Annotated in this window: 13 protein-coding genes; 6 read left to right on the top strand and 7 right to left on the bottom strand. The window is 67.5% G+C overall.

The features are described 5' to 3' along the window. The first annotated feature begins 12 nt into the window (after positions 1 to 12). The 5 genes from ACE37B_RS09205 (at position 13) to ACE37B_RS09185 (ending at position 6,001) form a co-directional block, all read left to right on the top strand. Entirely contained in the window at positions 13 to 1,062 is a 1,050-nt protein-coding gene (locus tag ACE37B_RS09205; RefSeq protein ID WP_409923028.1) for an ROK family protein, read from the top strand. Positions 1,063 to 1,125: 63 nt separating this feature from the next. Next, positions 1,126 to 2,709, top strand: coding sequence for an AMP-binding protein (locus tag ACE37B_RS09200; RefSeq protein WP_409923027.1), 1,584 nt, complete (start codon positions 1,126 to 1,128; stop codon positions 2,707 to 2,709). A 135-nt stretch (positions 2,710 to 2,844) separates the two neighbouring features. After that, positions 2,845 to 3,846, top strand: coding sequence for a neutral zinc metallopeptidase (locus tag ACE37B_RS09195; RefSeq protein WP_409923026.1), 1,002 nt, complete (start codon positions 2,845 to 2,847; stop codon positions 3,844 to 3,846). A gap of 87 nt (positions 3,847 to 3,933) precedes the next feature. Next, entirely contained in the window at positions 3,934 to 4,851 is a 918-nt protein-coding gene (locus ACE37B_RS09190) for an alanine racemase (protein WP_409923025.1), read from the top strand. A gap of 1 nt (position 4,852) precedes the next feature. Continuing rightward, positions 4,853 to 6,001, top strand: coding sequence for a DUF418 domain-containing protein (locus ACE37B_RS09185; protein WP_409923024.1), 1,149 nt, complete (start codon positions 4,853 to 4,855; stop codon positions 5,999 to 6,001). Positions 6,002 to 6,071: 70 nt separating this feature from the next. Here ACE37B_RS09185 and ACE37B_RS09180 read toward each other — a convergent pair whose 3' ends face one another. The 6 genes from ACE37B_RS09180 to ACE37B_RS09155 form a co-directional block, all read right to left on the bottom strand. Beyond that, positions 6,072 to 7,352 (bottom strand): glycosyltransferase family 2 protein, encoded by a 1,281-nt coding sequence (locus tag ACE37B_RS09180; protein WP_409923023.1) that lies wholly within the window; start codon positions 7,350 to 7,352, stop codon positions 6,072 to 6,074. 4 nt (positions 7,353 to 7,356) lie between these two features. Beyond that, entirely contained in the window at positions 7,357 to 8,097 is a 741-nt protein-coding gene (gene mftE, locus ACE37B_RS09175; RefSeq protein ID WP_409923022.1) for a mycofactocin biosynthesis peptidyl-dipeptidase MftE, read from the bottom strand. 15 nt (positions 8,098 to 8,112) lie between these two features. Beyond that, positions 8,113 to 9,300 (bottom strand): pre-mycofactocin synthase MftD, encoded by a 1,188-nt coding sequence (gene mftD, locus ACE37B_RS09170; RefSeq protein ID WP_409923021.1) that lies wholly within the window; start codon positions 9,298 to 9,300, stop codon positions 8,113 to 8,115. A gap of 51 nt (positions 9,301 to 9,351) precedes the next feature. Further along, the gene (locus ACE37B_RS09165) at positions 9,352 to 9,768 is read right to left on the bottom strand and encodes a Crp/Fnr family transcriptional regulator (RefSeq protein ID WP_409923020.1); all 417 of its coding nucleotides are present in this window, start codon (positions 9,766 to 9,768) and stop codon (positions 9,352 to 9,354) included. Between the two features lie 46 nt (positions 9,769 to 9,814). After that, positions 9,815 to 11,809: a flavin-containing monooxygenase gene (locus ACE37B_RS09160; protein WP_409923019.1), complete on the bottom strand. Its 1,995-nt coding sequence runs from the start codon at positions 11,807 to 11,809 to the stop codon at positions 9,815 to 9,817. A 96-nt stretch (positions 11,810 to 11,905) separates the two neighbouring features. Then, a complete protein-coding gene (locus ACE37B_RS09155) occupies positions 11,906 to 13,630 on the bottom strand; it encodes an alpha-amylase family glycosyl hydrolase (RefSeq protein ID WP_409923018.1) in 1,725 nt (574 codons plus the stop codon). Between the two features lie 186 nt (positions 13,631 to 13,816). Between ACE37B_RS09155 and ACE37B_RS09150 the strand changes: the two genes are divergently transcribed. Beyond that, positions 13,817 to 14,659 carry an IS5 family transposase gene (locus ACE37B_RS09150; protein WP_409921328.1) on the top strand — a complete coding sequence of 281 codons (843 nt, stop codon included), beginning with the start codon at positions 13,817 to 13,819 and terminating at the stop codon, positions 14,657 to 14,659. A gap of 108 nt (positions 14,660 to 14,767) precedes the next feature. Here ACE37B_RS09150 and ACE37B_RS09145 read toward each other — a convergent pair whose 3' ends face one another. Continuing rightward, a complete protein-coding gene (locus tag ACE37B_RS09145; protein ID WP_409923017.1) occupies positions 14,768 to 17,311 on the bottom strand; it encodes a beta-glucosidase in 2,544 nt (847 codons plus the stop codon). Positions 17,312 to 17,747: the final 436 nt, after the last annotated feature.

Genomic DNA, 17,747 nt, shown 5'->3' with positions numbered 1-17,747 from the left:
CCGTTCGATTCGATGTCCGCTCCGTCCGATGATCCAATCGCTGCTCGGCTGAGCGCTTGCGTCGACGATTCCGATTCGGTGTCAGATTCGGTGCCGGTGCCGGTGCCGGTGCCGGTGCCGGTGCCGGGGCACGCGGAAGCCATCGATCATCCGGAGCCTCCCAAGTCCAAGATCGACGTCGTGCTCGCGATCGACATCGGTGGAACCAAGTTCGCAGCAGGATTGGTGACGGCTCGTGGCGAGTTGATCGACCGGGCTCGTGTCGAGGTGGACCGAAACGCGCTGCCGGAAGCACACTTCGACGGACTCGCCGGCATCGTCAAGCAACTCACCGATCGAGCAAGGGAGCAGCACCGCGCGCGGATCGTGGCGGTCGGCGTCGGCTCGGCTGGTCCGATCACCCGCAATCTCGAGACCGTGTCGCCGGTCAACATCGCGGCGTGGCGAGACTTCCCGTTGCGCGCGCGACTTCGCCAACTCCTCGGCTACCCGGTCTACGGCGACCTCGATGCGAAGGCGTTGGCACTCGCCGAAGGCTGGCTCGGCGCGGCACAAGGGCATCCGAACTTCTGTGCGCTGACGGTGTCGACCGGCGTCGGCGGTGGGGTCGTGCTCGACGGAGAGTTGCTCGATGGCATGACGGCGAACGCCGGCCACATCGGGCACGTGATCGTCGTTCCGGGAGGCCGGCGATGCGGCTGCGGTGCGCAAGGATGTCTCGAAGCCGAAGCATCGGGTTTGGCGATCGAGGCGATCACCGGTCGGCCGCCGACGGAGCCGACCTATGAGATCATGCAGCGGACGGGCACGCTCGTCGGACGCGCGGCGGCGTCGGTCTGCAACACGCTCGACCTCTCGCTGGTCGTCGTCGGCGGTTCGGTGGCGCTCGGTTTCGCGGCGACCTTCTTCCACGCCGCGCAGGTGTCGCTCGATGAACACGTCCGGCTGCCATACAGCAGCGGCGCCCGCATCACGCCGTCGCGTCTCGCCGATTCGGGCCCGCTGATCGGCGCGGGCGCTGTCGGCTGGCGCGGTCTGCGTCGCGAACGCCGCAACGCCTGATCGGGAGTGATCCCTCGCCTGCGGTCGAAGCGGGCAGGCGCCGGGCTACTAGATTCTCGACCTATGGCGTTGGTCACAGCTTCACACTCGGATCGGGCGAACGAGGCGGCGGTGATCGACGAGTGGGGCTCCACCACCTGGGGACAGCTCGACGAGCGGGTCAATCGCCTCATCCATCATCTTCGAGACGCCGGGGTGGAGCCGAACGATCGGGTCGCCTTGCTCGCGGGCAATCGTCGGGAGATCGAAGAGGTCTATCTCGCGTGTTCGCATGCCGGCTGGCACTGCGTCCCGGTCAATTGGCATTTCGCCGCCGACGAGGTGGCGTACGTGCTGGCCGACTCCGGTGCGAGTGCACTCATCGCAGCGAGCGAGTTCGAGCAGCTCGCACACGAGGCGCTCGACATCGAGGCCGACACGGTCCAGCGCAGTCGCCTGGTGATGGATTCCCACGATGGCACCGCGTCCGCGGTCGACCGCTCGGTGCACGGGCTGACCTCGTACGAGGACGCGTTGGCCGCGGCCGACGCGAGCGACCCCGAGGGGCAGATGCTGGGCGGCGTCATGTTCTACACCTCCGGCACGACCGGACGACCGAAGGGCGTGCGCAGCACCAGCTTCCAGCTCAACACGCCGGTCGAGGTGCTCCAGCTGATGGCAGCTTCGATGGACGGCATCGGAATCCCGACCCACGGCCGCACGCTGCTGTGCGGCCCGCAGTACCACTCGGCGCAGTGGGCGTTCAGCTATCTGCCGCTCATCGCCGGCGTTGCGGTCGTGATGCAGGCGAAGTTCGTGCCCGAGCAGACGCTGGCGATGATCGACGAGCACCAGATCACCAACGTGCACCTCGTCCCCACTCAGTTCGTGCGGTTGTTGCGGGTCGACGATGCAGCGAAGGAAGCGTTCCACGGCTCGTCGCTGTCGGTCGCCATCCACGGCGCCGCGCCGTGTGCTCCCGAGGTGAAGCGCCAGATGATCGACTGGTGGGGGCCGAAGATCACCGAGTACTACGGGGCGACCGAAGGGGGCATCGTGTCGATGATCACGGCGCAGGAATGGCTCGAGCGGCCCGGCTCGGTGGGCACGGCGGCGCCGATCGTCGAGATCAAGATCGTCGACGTCGACGGGAAGACCGCAGCGCCGGGCGAGGAGGGAACGATCCACGTCAAGAGCCTCGTCGGGCAGGATTTCGAGTACCTCAACGCGCCGGACAAGACGGCCGAAGCGCACAGCGAGCCGGGCTACATCACGATGGGCGACATCGGGTTCATGGACGCCGACGGGTACCTGTTCCTCTCCGACCGCAAGATCGACATGATCATCTCCGGCGGCGTCAACATCTATCCCGCCGAGATCGAAGCGGTGCTCGTGAACCATCCGCAGGTGATCGACGTCGCGGTGTTCGGGGTGCCCAACGTCGAGTTCGGCGAAGAGGTCAAGGCCGCCGTCCAACTCGTGGATGGTGCGGCGTGGAGCCCGGAGCTCGAGTCCGAGTTGATCGGGCTCGCCCGTGCACAGCTTGCCGGCTACAAACAACCGCGCAGCTTCGATGTGGTCGACGAGATGCCGCGCAGCGATGCCGGCAAGCTCCTGAAGCGTCAGCTGCGCACGCCCTACTGGGAAGGCAGCGGCCGGCGCATCTGAAGCCGGCGCCGCTCTTGAGGCCAGCCATGCTCGGGAGCCGGGCACGCATCGTGTGGTGCGTGTCGTCGGTGCGCAGCGCGGCAGGTTGTGCGTGTCGTGGCGGCGATTTGCCGTGCAGTTTGGAATGATGGGACCATGACGAAGATCAGGTCTCGCGACGCCCGGATGATTCAGGACCGTCGCGGACGAGGCGGCGGCGGCGGACTCGGCGATCTGCTGTCAGGTGGCCGTGGTGGCGGTGCGGGTGGCGGTGGCCTCGGTGACATCTTGGGCGGTGCGCTCGGCGGTGGCCGTGGTGGTGGTGGTGCAGGTGGCGGTGCAGGTGGTGGCGGGCTCAAGCTCGGCGGCGGAGTGATCGGTGTGGTCGTGCTCCTCGCGACCTTGTTGCTGCCACAGCTACTTGGCGGCGGTGGTGGCTCCACGGCTGGGCTGGGTGCGACGTCTGCAGCGTCGAACGCATCGGCTGGCGGCGACGACGACACCTGTGACGAGGAAGCCGAGCAGATCATCTGCGGCGCGACGATCGACGTCCAGGAGTACTGGATCGAACAGTTCCCGCTGTCGTTCAACGGGCTCGAGTACCCGATCACCCAGACGGTGTTCTTCTCGGGTTTCACCAACACCGGTTGCGGCCAGGCGTCGTCCTCGACGGGGCCGTTCTACTGCCCGGCCGACAACTTGATCTACTTCGATCTCGACTTCCTGGCTCAACTCCAGAGCAGGTTCAACGCCGAAGGTGACCTCGCTGCGCAGTACATCGTCGCCCACGAGTACGGCCATCACATCCAGAACGCGCTGGGGATCAACGCCGAGATGCATCGACGCCAGCAGCAGGATCCGAGGAACCGCAACGCGTATTCGATCGCGCTCGAGCTGCAAGCGGACTGCCTCGCCGGAGCGTGGGCGAACGACGCCAACGCTCGCGGCCAGTTCGACTCCGACGCCGAGATCGAAGAAGCGTTGAACGCGGCTGCTGCCGTCGGCGACGACACGATCCAGCAGACGACGCAGGGCCGTGTCGACCCGGAGAGCTGGACGCACGGATCGTCCGAGCAGCGAGTCCGTTGGTTCAACCTCGGGTTCACGAGCGGGGATCCGAACCGGTGCGACACGTTCTCCGATCCGTTCGACCTGTGACGCTGGCCGCTCGCTCGCGGTGACCCCTCGACGCTGCAGCGCTGCCGCGGCGGCGCAGCGCGGCGCTCGACCGCTACCGTTCGCTCCGTGACCGTTCGTCTGAGTGTGCGCACCGCCGTGTGGCGCAGCCACATCGCGCAGACGGCCATGTCGGTCGATGGGCTCGTGCCGGTCGTCAAGGGCAATGGGTACGGCTTCGGCCGGCTGCGAATCGCCGCGCTCGCCGCGGAGTTCGCAGACACGGTTGCGGTGGGAACCGTGCACGAACTCGATGGTCTCCCCGACGACATCGACGTCGTGGTGTTGACGCCGACGCTCCAGGCCCCGGCGACGGCGGCTCCGATCCTGACCGTCGGTCGCCGTGAGCACATCGACGCACTCTCCGGATGGAGCGGTCGCGTGATCGTGAAGCTCGTGAGCGATCTGCGGCGCTACGGCGGTGACCCGGGACTCGTCGATGCGGCGTCGGCGGCCGGTCTCGACGTCGTCGGGGTGGCGATCCATCCGCCCATCGCCGGGACCGACGACGAACGAATCGCCCAGCTCGTGCCCACGATCGAACGGGTACCCGCCGACCTTGCGGTGTGGCTCAGCCATCTCGACCCGGGTCGGATGCGCGACCTTCCTGACTCGCACGTCTACCGGCTGCGGCTCGGCACGTCGCTGTGGCACGGTGACAAATCGGCGCTGCAACTCGATGCTGATGTCCTCGACGTTCGTCGGGTGCGCGCTGGTGAGCCGGCCGGCTATCGCCTCGGGCTCGTCGGCGGTGACGGGCATCTCGTGATGATCGGCGCCGGCACGGCGAACGGGGTGACACCGCTCGCCGACGGTCGCAGCCCCTTCCACTTCGGTCGGACACGGCTCGCGCTGCACGAGTCGCCGCACATGCACACGTCGATGGGTTTCGTGCCCGACGGGTCGCCACTCCCGAGCGTCGGCGACTGGGTCGACGTGCAGCGTCCACTGCACATGACCGCAGTCGACGACTACCGGTGGCTCTGAGGTGACGGTGCCCGAGGCCGACGCTGTCTCGCCGACGGCGGGCGACTCGGGCTCGGAACGCGTGACGCGGTTGGTCGGGCCCGACGTCGTGCGGGCGGTTGCACTCATCGGCGTCGTGGTGATGAACTACCACGGCTATCTGATCCTCCGCGGGGCACCACGCGGTGACGGTTGGCTCGACCAGTTGTTCGACCCGTGGGAGGGGCCGTTGTCGACGCGGTTCGCGGCGACGTTCGTGCTCACGGCCGGCATCGCGGTCACGCTGCTGACCCGCCGCGTGGTCGCTGATCGGGCGGCAGGCCGCTCCGGTGCCGATGCCGCGGTGGTCGAGATGCGCTGGCGTCTGGTTCGGCGAGGTCTCACCTTGTACGTGCTCGGCCAGTTCCTCGACGTCATCTGGCCGGGAACGATCATCGTGTACTACGGAGCGATGTTCGTGCTCGCTGCGGGGCTGTTCACGTTGCGGACTGGTTGGCTCGTCGCCGCCGGCTCGTCCGCGGCGCTGGCGGGCTGGGCGATCTCGGTGTGGTCGTCGCAGCGCGTGCTCGACGGCGGCGATGTCGGTTGGCTCGTCGCGCCGGGTGGCGACTCGATTCGGCGCTACGCGTTCGACCTGTTCGTCAACGGCACGCATCCGCTGGCTCCGTGGATGGCGTTCTTCTGTGCGGGCATCGTGCTCGGTCGCTGCCTCGACCGTCCACGCTGGCGGGTCGTCGCAGCGTCGACCGGATCCGCGCTCGTGATGGCTGCCGGGGTGCTCTCGACGTTCGCGTCGACGGAACTGCAGGAGGTCGTGCTGTCGGTGCATCCGTTCGATCGCGGGCTGCTGTACACAGCGAGCGCGCTCGGTACGGCGCTGCTCGCGACGGCGATCATCTCGGAGACGGCCGATCGACTCGCTGTGCGGCGGCCCGCCACGGTCGATCCGCTTCGCCGGGCCGGTCAGATGTCGTTGACGATCTACGTGGCCCACATCCTCGTGTTCAACCTGGTCGTCGACTGGCTCGGCTGGATCGAGCCCTCCGGTGTCGGTACGTCCCTCGGGTTCGCGTTCGGGTTCTGGGTCGTGGCGATCATCGCCGCGACCTCATGGCACCGCCGCTTCGGTCGTGGGCCCCTCGAACGCGTCTACCGACACCTCGGCGGCTGAGACCACCGGAGGCTCGAACGGGGGCGATGGGTCGGCCTGGGGATGGCGTCGCGGCGGGCCGGTGTGGTGATCAGTGAACGATGTCGGGAATGATCGGGCGCAGAGTTCGGTGGCGGAGCATGCCGCTCCACAGCCCCCATCCGAAGGCGATGTCGGTCGGGGCTCGCCGGGAACGGATCGCCAAGGCGATCACCGCAAGCCATCGCAGGCGCCGGGAGGCCACTGCTCCGACCGCGACGACCGGCCACCACGTACGTCGAAGTGCGGAGATGAACTGTTCGAGCACCATGCGGTTGCCGGTCATGGCGATGCGAGCGGCGTCGAGCAGGGTGATGTCGGTCAGGCGGCGCCGGACCTGGAGGACCGTCGACGAGAGCAGCAGCATCGCGACCGAGGGGGAGCCGGCGAGTGCGGCGACGATCGCGGCGGCCGTTCGTGGCGTCGACCGAAACGGGGCCAACGCTCGTGGATGGCGGAGCGCCAGCGGTGCCGACGAACTGCCGTACCCGACCTGCTGGCGAAGTCGCTCGACGAGGGTGGGTCGGGGTCGATGCCACACGGCTGACTGCGGCTCGTAGCGACATCGCCAACCGGCGTCGTCGAGTCGCCAGACGAGATCGACGTCCTCGCCGAATCGGAGTCGTTCGTCGAAGCCGCCGATGTCGTCGAACGCTTCGGCACGCACGACGATGGCCGCCGCGGGGACATAGCTGACCCGGGATCCGGCTCGAATCCGACCGGGGTGAGCGCCGAGGTCGAGCGAGGTACCGTCGTCTCCGATCACCCGCGGGGCGACGAGACCGACACGCGGATCGTCGAAGTGCGCGAGCAGCGGTTCGAGCCAGGCGGTCTCGGACCGTGTCGCGAACGACGGCGAGGTGTGCTTGGCGCTCGCCGTGCGGTGCGGGTCGACGTCGGCGCCGACGAAGACGTCGGCGTCGACGAACGCGAGCACTGGCGTGGTCGCGAGCGAGCGTCCGGCGTTGCGAGCCCCTGCGGGTCCGAGATTGCGATCGAGGCGGTGGGTCGCGCCGACGATCGGCGGCGTCGATCCGTCGTCGATCGTCAGCCGACCGGGATGCGCCTCGCCGCCGAGTTGAGGGGTGATCACGGTGACGTCGTCGACGTCGAACGTGTGCGTCCCGTCGCTCGACGGCTGCGGGTGGATGGCCCCGCCGTCGAGCAGCCGATCGATCAGCGCAGAGTCGGCGACGTCGTCGCCGCGTTCGATGGCATCGACGATGCGAGCGCCAGCATCGGTGAGTCGGAATGCTCGGAACGGCGATCCGGCGAGGAGGAGGCGGCGATCGTCCCCGAGCCGGTTCCAGGTGAGGTCGATCCGGAACCGCATCGCGTCAGCCGGACGGCGTCGGATCGATCGGCCGCCAGCGTTCGATCTCGTGGATCAGATCGGCGACGAAGTCGTTGACGAACCGTTCGCCTTCGGCGCCAGATGCGCCCTCGGGGTCGCCGAGCACTCCCGACGTGCTCACGTACTTCACGCCGTGCGCGCGCAGATCGGGGAGGAGTCTCTCGAGTGGCGTGTCGGGGCCAGCGACGGCGAGTTCGAGCCGCACCAGCCCGGGGTCGATCGCCAGCATGAGCGAGGTCTCGATTCGACCCGCGTGCAGGTCGGGCGGCCCGCCATCGCTTCGACGGGGCCACCGCGGCCACCACGACATCACGTTGCGACGTTCGTAGCGAAGCGTCTCGATCGCTGCGTCGATCGCCGCACGATTCCCTCCGTGTCCGTTGACGAACACGACACCGGCTGCCCAATCGGCGCTGCGTCCGAGTTCGACGGCGACCTGGGTCATCACCTCGAGTCCGATCGACAACGTGCCCGGGAAGCCTGCGTGCTCGCCCGACGCCGACACCGAGATCGTCGGGCCGAGCATCAACCCGTCGGTGCGGTGCAGTGCCCGACCGGCGATCTCCTCGGCGACCAAGGTGTCGGTGTTGAGCGGCAGGTGCGGGCCGTGCTGCTCGGTGGAGCCGACCGGGATCAAGACGATCGGGGACAACGTGCCGTCGTCACCCGCCATCATCGTGGCGGCTGTTCGAACCTCGTGGGAGGTGGCTTCGCCCAGTCGCATCGTGTCGTCGCAGTGTCAGCCGGCGGGTGGCGGCGAGAAGTCGGCGGGGATCACGAGGTCGTCACGCGACAGGTCGTGGAGCGACGACTTGCCGAGGCCCAGCAGGTTCGAATCGATGCCCATGCGCAGCACGTCGAGCACGTTCTCGACCCCGGCTTGGCCGTTGGCGGCGAGTCCCCACAGGTAGGCGCGGCCGATCATCACGGCCTTGGCTCCCATCGCGACGGCCTTCACCACATCGCTCCCGCGGCGAATCCCGCTGTCCATGACGACCTCGATGCGATCGCCGACGGCATCGACGACCTCGCCGAGCACTCGGATCGGTGCCGGCGTGCCGTCGATGTTGTTGCCGCCATGCGTCGACACCGAGATCGCCGTGGCACCGGCGTCGGCGGCCCGGCGTGCCTCGTCGGCGCGGTTGATCCCTTTGACCATGAACGGGCCGTCCCACTGCGACCTCAGCCAGGCGATGTCGTCCCACGTCGGCGGCGGGGTTCCCATCCAGGTGCCGTAGGCGTCGAAGAAGCCGGGCACCGGATCGCTGGCCGACACCGGGAAGTTGGGGACGCCGAGTTGGGGCAGCGCGCCGGACTTCACCCAGTCGTAGAGCCACCGGGGACGCAACGCGACCTCGGGAGCGTGACGCAGCGCGGTCTCGATGTCGATCCGTTCGGGGATCTTGGGGCTCCCCCAGTCACGGCTGTGGACGAACGACCAGTCGAGGGTGAGGATCATGCCGACGGCACCGGCTGCCCGGGCCCGTTCCATTCGCCCGACCATCGAGTCTCGGTCGCCGGCCCAATAGATCTGGAACAGCGTCTGCGGGTTCTCGGCGATCACCTGATCCATCGGCTTGCTCGAGAACGAGCTGAGACCCATCACGACGCCGCGAGCGGCCGCAGCGCGAGCGACGGCGACCTCCCCGTCGGGATGGACCGCCTGCACGCCTGTCGGTGAGATCATCACCGGCATCGACATCGGCTGCCCCATCACCTCGGTCGCCATGTCGCGGCTCGCGGGTTGCCCGGCGGTCAACGGACGCAGGCCGAGTTCGTCGAAGGCCGCACAGTTGTCGTCGCGGGTCAGGCCCTTCTCCGCCCCGGCGATGAGTGCCCCGTACACCGATTTCGGCAGCCGGCGCTTCGCTCGCTTCTGCGCGACGGCGATCGACTCGAACCAGGGGTTGAACCAGGGATTGAACACGTGGCAAGGGTAGGGCGACAGAGTGGGTCTGACCCACTCTGTCGCACGAGTTCACCCGAGGAGGCCCGGTTCGAGTTCTTGGAGCCGGTTGATCGTCGACACCAGCAGTTTGCGCGTCATCGACGGGGAACGATCGAGGAGTCCGAGGAACTCGCGGCGCACCAGCACCTCGAGCGTCATGTCGGTCTCGGCCTTGACCGTCGCGGTGCGCCCGATGCCCGTCAGCACCGCCATCTCGCCCATCACGGTGCCGGGCCCGACGGTGGTGACGAGCTTGCCGCGCCGCCACACCGATGCTTCGCCTTCGACGATGATGAACGCTTCGCGTCCGACCGCGCCCTCCGTGATGAACTCCTTGCCGGCCCGCACGTGCGCGGTCGACATCAGTGATTGCACCGATTTGAGTTCTTTCTTCGACAGGTCGGAGAAGAGTTCGAGCCCGGCGAGCGTTTCGAGAATGTCGGTCACGTGCAGTCCCCCTCGCGTCGATGGCACGCGGCGGGCCGCCGCATGCTCAGCGCAGAACGTAGTCGTTCGGATCGGGGCGCCGGGTCCGTTGCCAGAACTCGAGCAAGCTGAACGGCCAGTTCTGCGCGACTCGCCCCGACTCGGCCTTGTACCAACTGTTCACGCTGGACACGCCCCAGGCCATCTTCAGGTTGCCGGCGTCGACGCGAGCGTTGTACTCGTCGTGGACGTCGAGGCGACAGTCGGCCGACGAGTGCGGCCCGCGAAGCAGCATCTCGATCACGCCGAGCACGTAGTGCACCTCGCACTCGGAGAAGTAGATGATCGATCCGTTCACGACGATGTTCGTGTTCGGCCCGTAGGTGAGGAAGAAGTTCGGGAAGCCGGGATGGACGACGCCGAGGTAGGCGCGGGCGTCGCCGTCCCACACGTCGTGCAGGTCGCGTCCACCCGAGCCGACGACCCGCATCGGCGTGAGGAACTTCGACGCCTGGAATCCGGTCGCGTAGATGATCACGTCGGCGCGGTGCCGTGTCTCGACGCCGGCGTCGTCGACGGTGATCACGGCGTCGGGTTCGATGCGGGTGATCGGGTCGACGTCGAGGGTGACGTCGTCGCGTTTCAGCGTCGTCGCCCACGAGCCGTTGTCGAGCACGATGCGCTTCGACGCCGGTGGGTACATGGGGTGCACCTTCGGTTGCAGGTCGGGGCGATCGTGGTACTGCAGGAACAGCCACTGTTCGAGCAGTCCGCGCAGTTCCTGGTTCGCCGCGCCGGTCGCCAGCGAGAGGTCGTCGCGGTCGTCGTCGACCGCGCACGCCGGCAGCAAACCCTCAGACGACCGCCAGAACAGCCAGAACCGGTACCACTGGGCGTAGCCGGGTACGTGGCGGCACAACCATTGCAGTCCGTCGGCGACCTCGTGGTGATAGTTGGGAACCGGGACGAACCAGTTCGGCGTTCGTTGCAGCACCGTGAGGTGCTCGGCCTGCTCCGCCACGTGAGGAACGAACTGCACGGCGCTCGCTCCGGCACCGATCACGACGACTCGCTGTCCGGTGAGGTCGACGTCGTGACGCCACTGCGCCGAGTGGAACGACGGCCCGGCGAAGGAATCCATCCCGTCGATCGCCGGCATGTTCGGGCGATTCAGTTGGCCGACGGCACTGATGACGGCGCACACACCGTCGGTGACTGTGCCGTCCGGGCCGTCGATCTCGAGGGTCCAGACCTGATCGTCGTCCGACCACGTCATCGCCGTCACCTCGTGGCCGAATCGGATGTGTTCACGAATCCCGAACTCGTCGGCGCACGTGCGGAAGTAGTCGAGCAACTCAGGCTGCGGTGAGAAGTAGTACGGCCAGTCGTTGCGCTGTGCGAACGAGTAGCTGTACACGTGATTGGTGACGTCGACGCGACACCCGGGATAGGTGTTCTCGAGCCAGGTGCCGCCGACGTCGTCGTTCTTCTCGTAGATGCAGAACGGGATGCCGGCTTGCTGGAGCCGATGCGCGGCGAGGATCCCCGACATGCCGGCGCCGATGATCGCGACCGGGAACTGGCGTCCCGGTGCGATCTCGTCGGCGTGCCACTGCGGTGCTCGCAGGTCGTCGCCGGTGACCGACAACTCCTCTCGCATCAACGGGACGTACTCCGCGTCGATCGACTCGCCGATTGCGAACGACATCAGCGTGCGCAGCCGCTCCGTGTCGTCGACGGCCTGGCGGCCGGTGCCGCTCGCGGTGTCGTCGAGCGCGACCAGCGCGACCTCGCCGTCGCGAATGCGGATCAGCACGTCGGCTGCGACCTCGCGGATCCGCTGTTGCTGATCCGGTTGCAGGCCAGCGCTCTCGTCGCGGATCATCGTGCCGTCGGGGCGCAGCGTCTCGTCGAGGAGGGAGTCGTCACCGGTGGCGTGGGCGAGTGCGGGAAGCAGCGCCGGCAGAAAGCTGGGGAGGTCGGCGTCGTCGAGTGCACGGCGGATCTCGACGTCGGTGGCCGTGATCGGTTGGATCTGGTTGTCGAGCAGCGAGTCGGTCACCTCACGATTGTCGCAATCCGGCGCCGATCACCACGCATCGGCTGACCGGAACGCGTTGCTGGCCGAACGCGTTGCAGGTCGACCGGCGAGGATCACTCAGCTGAGCATCCAGATCGTGGAGTTCGGGGGGATCACGCCCGGGGTGTGCATCTCCGTCGGCTCGGACGCGAACACGGGCATCGCGATCTCGAGGTGCGGATCGGAGAGGTCGAGCGCGATCGGTGCGTTCGTCACGTTCACGATGGCGACCAGGTCGGCTCGGCGGACCGCGACGAGGCCGGGGCCGAGGTCGATGACGGCACCGTGCATCCCCTGCGGTGTTGCGTGCTCTCGCCGAGCGGCGATGACCGCCCGGTACAGCTCCAGTGTCGACGTGTCGTCGCCGTCGACCGCGGTGATGGCCAGATCGCCCCACCAGGACGGCTGCGGCAGCCACGGATCGGGAGCGTGCTCGCCGGGGCCGACCTTCGAGAACCCGAACGCGGAGGTCGGGTCGGATGTCCATGGGATCGGAACTCGACAACCGTCGCGGCCGATGCGCGCCCCGTGGGTGCGGTGGAACACCGGGTCTTGTCGGCGATCGTCGGGGATGTCGAGGACTTCCGGCAGCCCGAGTTCCTCGCCTTGGTAGAGATAGAGCGAGCCGGGCATCGCCATCGCCAGGCTGATCAGCGCTCTCGCTCGACGCAGGCCGATGTCGAGGGTGACCGCACTCGTGTCGACCTCGAGTGCATTGGTCGTCGCGCTGCTCGGATCGGCTGCGGCCTCACGGCCGAGCCGCGTGACGACGCGCTGGACGTCGTGGTTGTTGAGCGTCCACGTCGGCACGAAGCCACGTCGCAAGATGTCGAGCGTGTCGCCGATGGCCTTTTCGAGTTCGCTCTCGACCCACGGCGACAGCATCAGGTCGAACGCGAACGCCTGATGGAACTGTTCGTCGTTGACGAAATCGGCGAGCAACTCGGGTCGTCCGTTCATGTACGCCTCGGCGACCATCATCAGGTCGCGCCCCGGATGGCGTTGCTGGTAGGCGTCGATCGTCGACCGGAAGCGGCGCCAGACGTCGTGGCCTTCGGGGCGGAAGACCGTGTACTCGTTTTCCCAGGTGATCTGCAGCATGCCCGTGCCCTCCGGCACCGGAGGCTGATCGGGCAGGTCGGGATGTTTGCCGACCGGCGCGATCGCGTCGACACGGAATCCCTCGACGCCGCGGTCGAACCAGAACTCGAACACCTCGGCGAACATCGCCTGGACGTCGTCGTTGGTGTGATCGAAGTCAGGTTGGTGCGGTGTGAACGTGGCGAGATACCACTGGGGGTCGGTGCCGCCGACCCGGTTCCACGCCGACCCGCCGAACGCCGCCATCCAGTTGTTGGGCGGGTTGCCGTGCGGATCGGAGCCGCAGTCGCTCATCGTCCCGTCGCGGAAGTAGAAGCGGGCTCGCTCGGCGCTGCCGGGCGCCGCGGCCAACGCGGCACGGAACCAGGCGTGGTCGCTCGAGCAGTGGTTGGGGACGAGGTCCATCAGCACCTTCATGCCGTGTGCTCGAGCATCGGCGAGGAAGGCGTCGAAGGTGTCGAGGTTGCCGTACTCGTCGTGGATGTCGAAGTAGTTGGCGACGTCATAGCCGTGGTCGTGCTGCGGTGACGGGTAGCAGGGGTTCAGCCAGATCGCGTCGACGCCGAGCGAGTCGAGGTGATCGAGCCGCTGTCGGAGTCCCTCGAGATCGCCGACCCCGTCGCCGTTCGCGTCGGCAAAGGATCGGACATAGACCTGGTACACGAGCGCGTTGGCCCACCAGTGATGCTCGGGCGTCGTCATCGGCACAATGTAAGCGCTTTCATCACGATCTCACACGCCCGACCCCACCCGTCGGACATCACGTCGATGTCGACGTCAACGTGGTGTCCGGAGGTCGCGCGGATAGGTGACCATCCACCGGTCGGTGGGTTGGCTCGGTTTTCATACCGAGTGCGACCCAACTAACCGACCGGGGAGGTCACCCATATGATGCGCGCGCTCGATTCTGAAGTCCACGATGCGGTGTTCGAAACGATCCGAGGCTTGCTCCCGGACCGGCCCGAACATCCGTTGGGTTGTCATCGGCCCCGTATCGACGACCTGGTCTGTTTGCGGGGTCTGTTGATTCGTCTCGTGACGGGCGCATCGTGGGAGACCGTCGAGTTCTTGATGGGCTACACCGTGTCCGACACCACCCTGCGGTCCCGTCGCGACGAGTGGATCGACGCCGGGGTGTTCGATCAACTGCTCGAGCAAGCACTGGCCGCGTACGACCGAATCATCGGTCTGGACCCGACCCATGTCACCATCGACGGCAGCGAACACTTTGCCCCGTGCGGGGGTGAAGGAACCGCTGCAGGCCCGAAAACCCACGGTCGTCTGGGCTGGAAGTGGTGCGCCGGCGTCGACGCCGACGGCATCCCGATCGGCTGGGTCATCGACGGCGCAAACCGCCAGGACTACCGACTGTTGCAACCCACCCTCAACGCGATCACCGCACATCCCGTCACCGCACGGATCGGCACCCTGCACCTCGACCGAGGATTCGGCTACAAATCACTCCCCGACAGACTCGCCGACTACACGATCGGCGACGTGAACGTGATCCCACGAAACCAGCCAGGTCAGGGCCGCATCCAACTCGTCGGATTCGGGCGCCGCTGGGTCGCTGAACGCACCCACTCCTGGTTCACCAACTACGGCCAAATCCAACGCAACACCGACCGCCGAGCAACACACCGCCACGCCGCCCTCTGCCTCGCAACCGTGTTCCTCATCACCGCACGACTCATCGACCACCGCAACACCAACTACCGCCCTATCCGCTGACGCTCCCGACACCACGTCAACGTCGTGTCTGACACCACGTTGACGCCACGCTCCGCATTCGTCGATGGGGATCGTGGTTCAGGTGATCGTGGTTCAGGTGATCGCGGTTCAGGTGACGGTGATGCGGGTGCGGGAGTGCTCGGCGTCGGGGGAGGCGCTGTGGGCGATCACGATGTCGTATTCGCCGGGTTCGACGACCCACGCGTTGGCGTCGAGGTCCCAGTGGTGGAACGCGTCGGTGCCGAACTGCATCGTCGCATCGGTCGCCGTCGCCGCCTCGACGGTCAGTTTTGCCCAGGCCTTCAACTCGCGCAGCGGCCTGACCACCGACGCAGCGATCGGCGCGACATAGGCCTGCACGACCACGGTTGCGGCTCGCCCCCCGTCGTTGACCAGCGGTACCACGACCTCGATGGGTGTCGTGTCGAGATCGGTCGCCGCCGACGACACACGATCCACGGACACGTCACCCCAGGTGCACGATCCGTAGCTCAGCCCGTGGCCGAACCAGAACCGAGGCGCGACACCTGTTGCTTCGTAGTGCCGGTATCCGACGAAGAGCCCTTCTTCGTAGCGCTGGAGTGGTAGGCCATCGTCGCCGACGGTCGGGATGTGGTTCCCCGTCGCCGGCATGTCGTCGAGCCGCTTCGGATACGTCGTCGGGAGGCGTCCACCGGGATCGGCGACACCGAGCAGGACGTCGACCATCGCCTCCGCCTGCTCCTGGCCGGCGAAGAACGACGTGACGACCGCCGGAGCCGGCTGCGGGTGATCCTCGGCGGCCCAGTCGGCGGTGACCGGGGAGCCGGCGTTGACGACCACGACCGTGTTCGGGTTCGCGGCGACGACACGCTCGACCAACTCGTCCTGGCGGCCGGGGAGGTCCATCGTCTCGCGGTCGAAGCCTTCCGTCTCCCATTCGTCGTTGGTGCCGACCACGACGATCGCGATGTCGGCGTCGGCGGCTGACGCTATTGCGTGCTCGATGAGGTCGGTCGGATCGGGCGGGCGGACGCCGACGCGTAGGGCAGCGAAGCCGTTGGCGGCCCCCGTGCGCCACTTCACGGCGATCTCGATCGGCTGCCCGGCGACCGCGTCGACCACTGCCACGGTTTCTTCGCTTCCGTACCCGAAGAACTCACGGGTACGCGGCAACAGCATGTCCGGGTCGTCGACCACCGTGATCGTCTCGCCGTCGCTCGTCGCTGTCATCGTGACGGGCCCGGTCGAGACCACGCCGATCTCGTGTGGACCATCGATCTCGGGGACGAACGATCCTGTCACCCGCGCGCCGAACGCTGACGCATCGATCTCGCCTGGCGTGGTGCCGAAGAAGCGCAGCATCGAAGTCGCCGCGACCGTCTCGACCGCCGTCGGGGCGTCCCAGTCGATGCCGTTCACGTACTCGAGTCGGAGCCCGGGCTCGCCCGCCGGCGTTCGCAACTGGCTGCGTCGCACGATCGGGGTCAAGCGGTCGATGCGGACGCCGGGCTCGTAGGTGACCTCCACGTCGGGCGCGTCAGCGGCGAGCCGGTCGGTCAGCGCGTCGAGCAGCGTTCGATGCGCGAACGGGGTGAGGCTCGCGGAGCCGCCGCCCATCGAGCGGTCGATCGTCGCGTTGGGGCCGATCACCGCGACGCGGGTCAGACCCGTTGCCAAGATCGGCAGCACCGGCTGTCCGGTCGAGGGCACCGGTGCGTTGCGGAGCAGCACGGTGCCCGAGATCGCAGCTCGGCGGGTGAGCGCTCGCTCGGCAGGATCGTCGAGCGACTCCTCGGCTTCGTCGCAGCTGCGCTCGTCGGCCTTGGTGCGGTTCATCACGGTGAGCAGATCGCGAACGAGGCCGTCGACGGTCGCTTCGGTCACGTCGCCTCGTTCGACCGCGTCGACGAGCCGTTGGCCGTAGACGCGGACGGGCGCCGGCATCTCGAGGGTGAGCCCGGCGTTCGCGGCGCCGACCGGCTCGTGCACGCCGAACCAGTCGGACACGACGTAGCCGTCGAAGCCCCATTCGGTGCGAAGGATGTCGGTCAGGAGCCGGCGGTTCTCTGCCGCGTGCTCACCGGCGACACGGTTGTAGGCGCTCATGATCCCCCAGGCGCCACCTTCCTTGACGGCTCGTTCGAACGGACGCAGATACAACTCGCGCAGCGTCCGCTCGTCGACGTCGACGTCGACGGTCAGTCGGTCGATCTCGGTGTCGTTGCAGACGAAGTGCTTCACGGTCACCGCGACGTCGTGCGCCTGCACGGCACGCACGTACGTCGCGGCCAGCGCCCCGGACAACTCGGGGTCTTCGCTGTAGCACTCGAAGGTGCGCCCACCGACGGGCGTGCGATGCAGGTTGACGGTCGGCCCGAGCACGACGTGCGCTCGCTTGCGGATCGCTTCCTTGCCGAGGAGATCGCCGATCTCGCCGAGGAGGTCGGGATCCCAGGTGGCGCCCAGCGTGATGCCGGCAGGAACCGCGACGCCGGGCGTGCCGGACGATCCGTGTCCCTCGCCGCGCAAGCCGGTCGGCCCGTCGCTCATCTTGAGTTGCGGGATGCCGGCCTCGGGAAAGGCCATCGTCCTCCAGTTCGTCTCACCAGCGACGAGGCGACACTTCTGGTCGAGGGTCAGTGCGTCGAGGGCAGCATCGATGTCGATCACGCTCGCCATCGTGCCACGAGGAACGCGATGTCGGGCGACAACGTCATCGTCGCTGATGTTGCAGGGTGGGCCGTGCCGGGCGAGCGGTGCTGAAAGCTGTCTCGTGCCCGTCTCAAGTTGTTGTCAGCATCGACCGAAAGATCGTCATGACGTCGATGGATATCGAACGCGACTTGCGGGCCGCTGGACGCTCGACCGCGATGGCAGACGATCCCGAGATTCGGGCGGCTGCCGCACGATTGGCCGAGATCGAAGCGCTCGCCGCGCTCATCGGTGCCGACGACGAGATGATCCCGCCTCAGTCGACTCGACCCAGGGTCTCCCCGACCCCGGCGCCGACGACCCCGGTCACTTCTCCGCCTCCTGCGCCGATCGCATCGACAACTCCGGCAACTCCTGTGCCTCCTGCGCCGATCGCATCGACAACCCCGGCAAC

Origin of the sequence: Ilumatobacter sp. (assembly GCF_046290335.1) — a bacterium.
GTDB lineage: Bacteria > Actinomycetota > Acidimicrobiia > Acidimicrobiales > Ilumatobacteraceae > Ilumatobacter_A.
The sequence above is the reverse complement of the archived record's forward strand: the minus strand, read 5'-3'. Positions and strand labels throughout refer to the sequence as shown.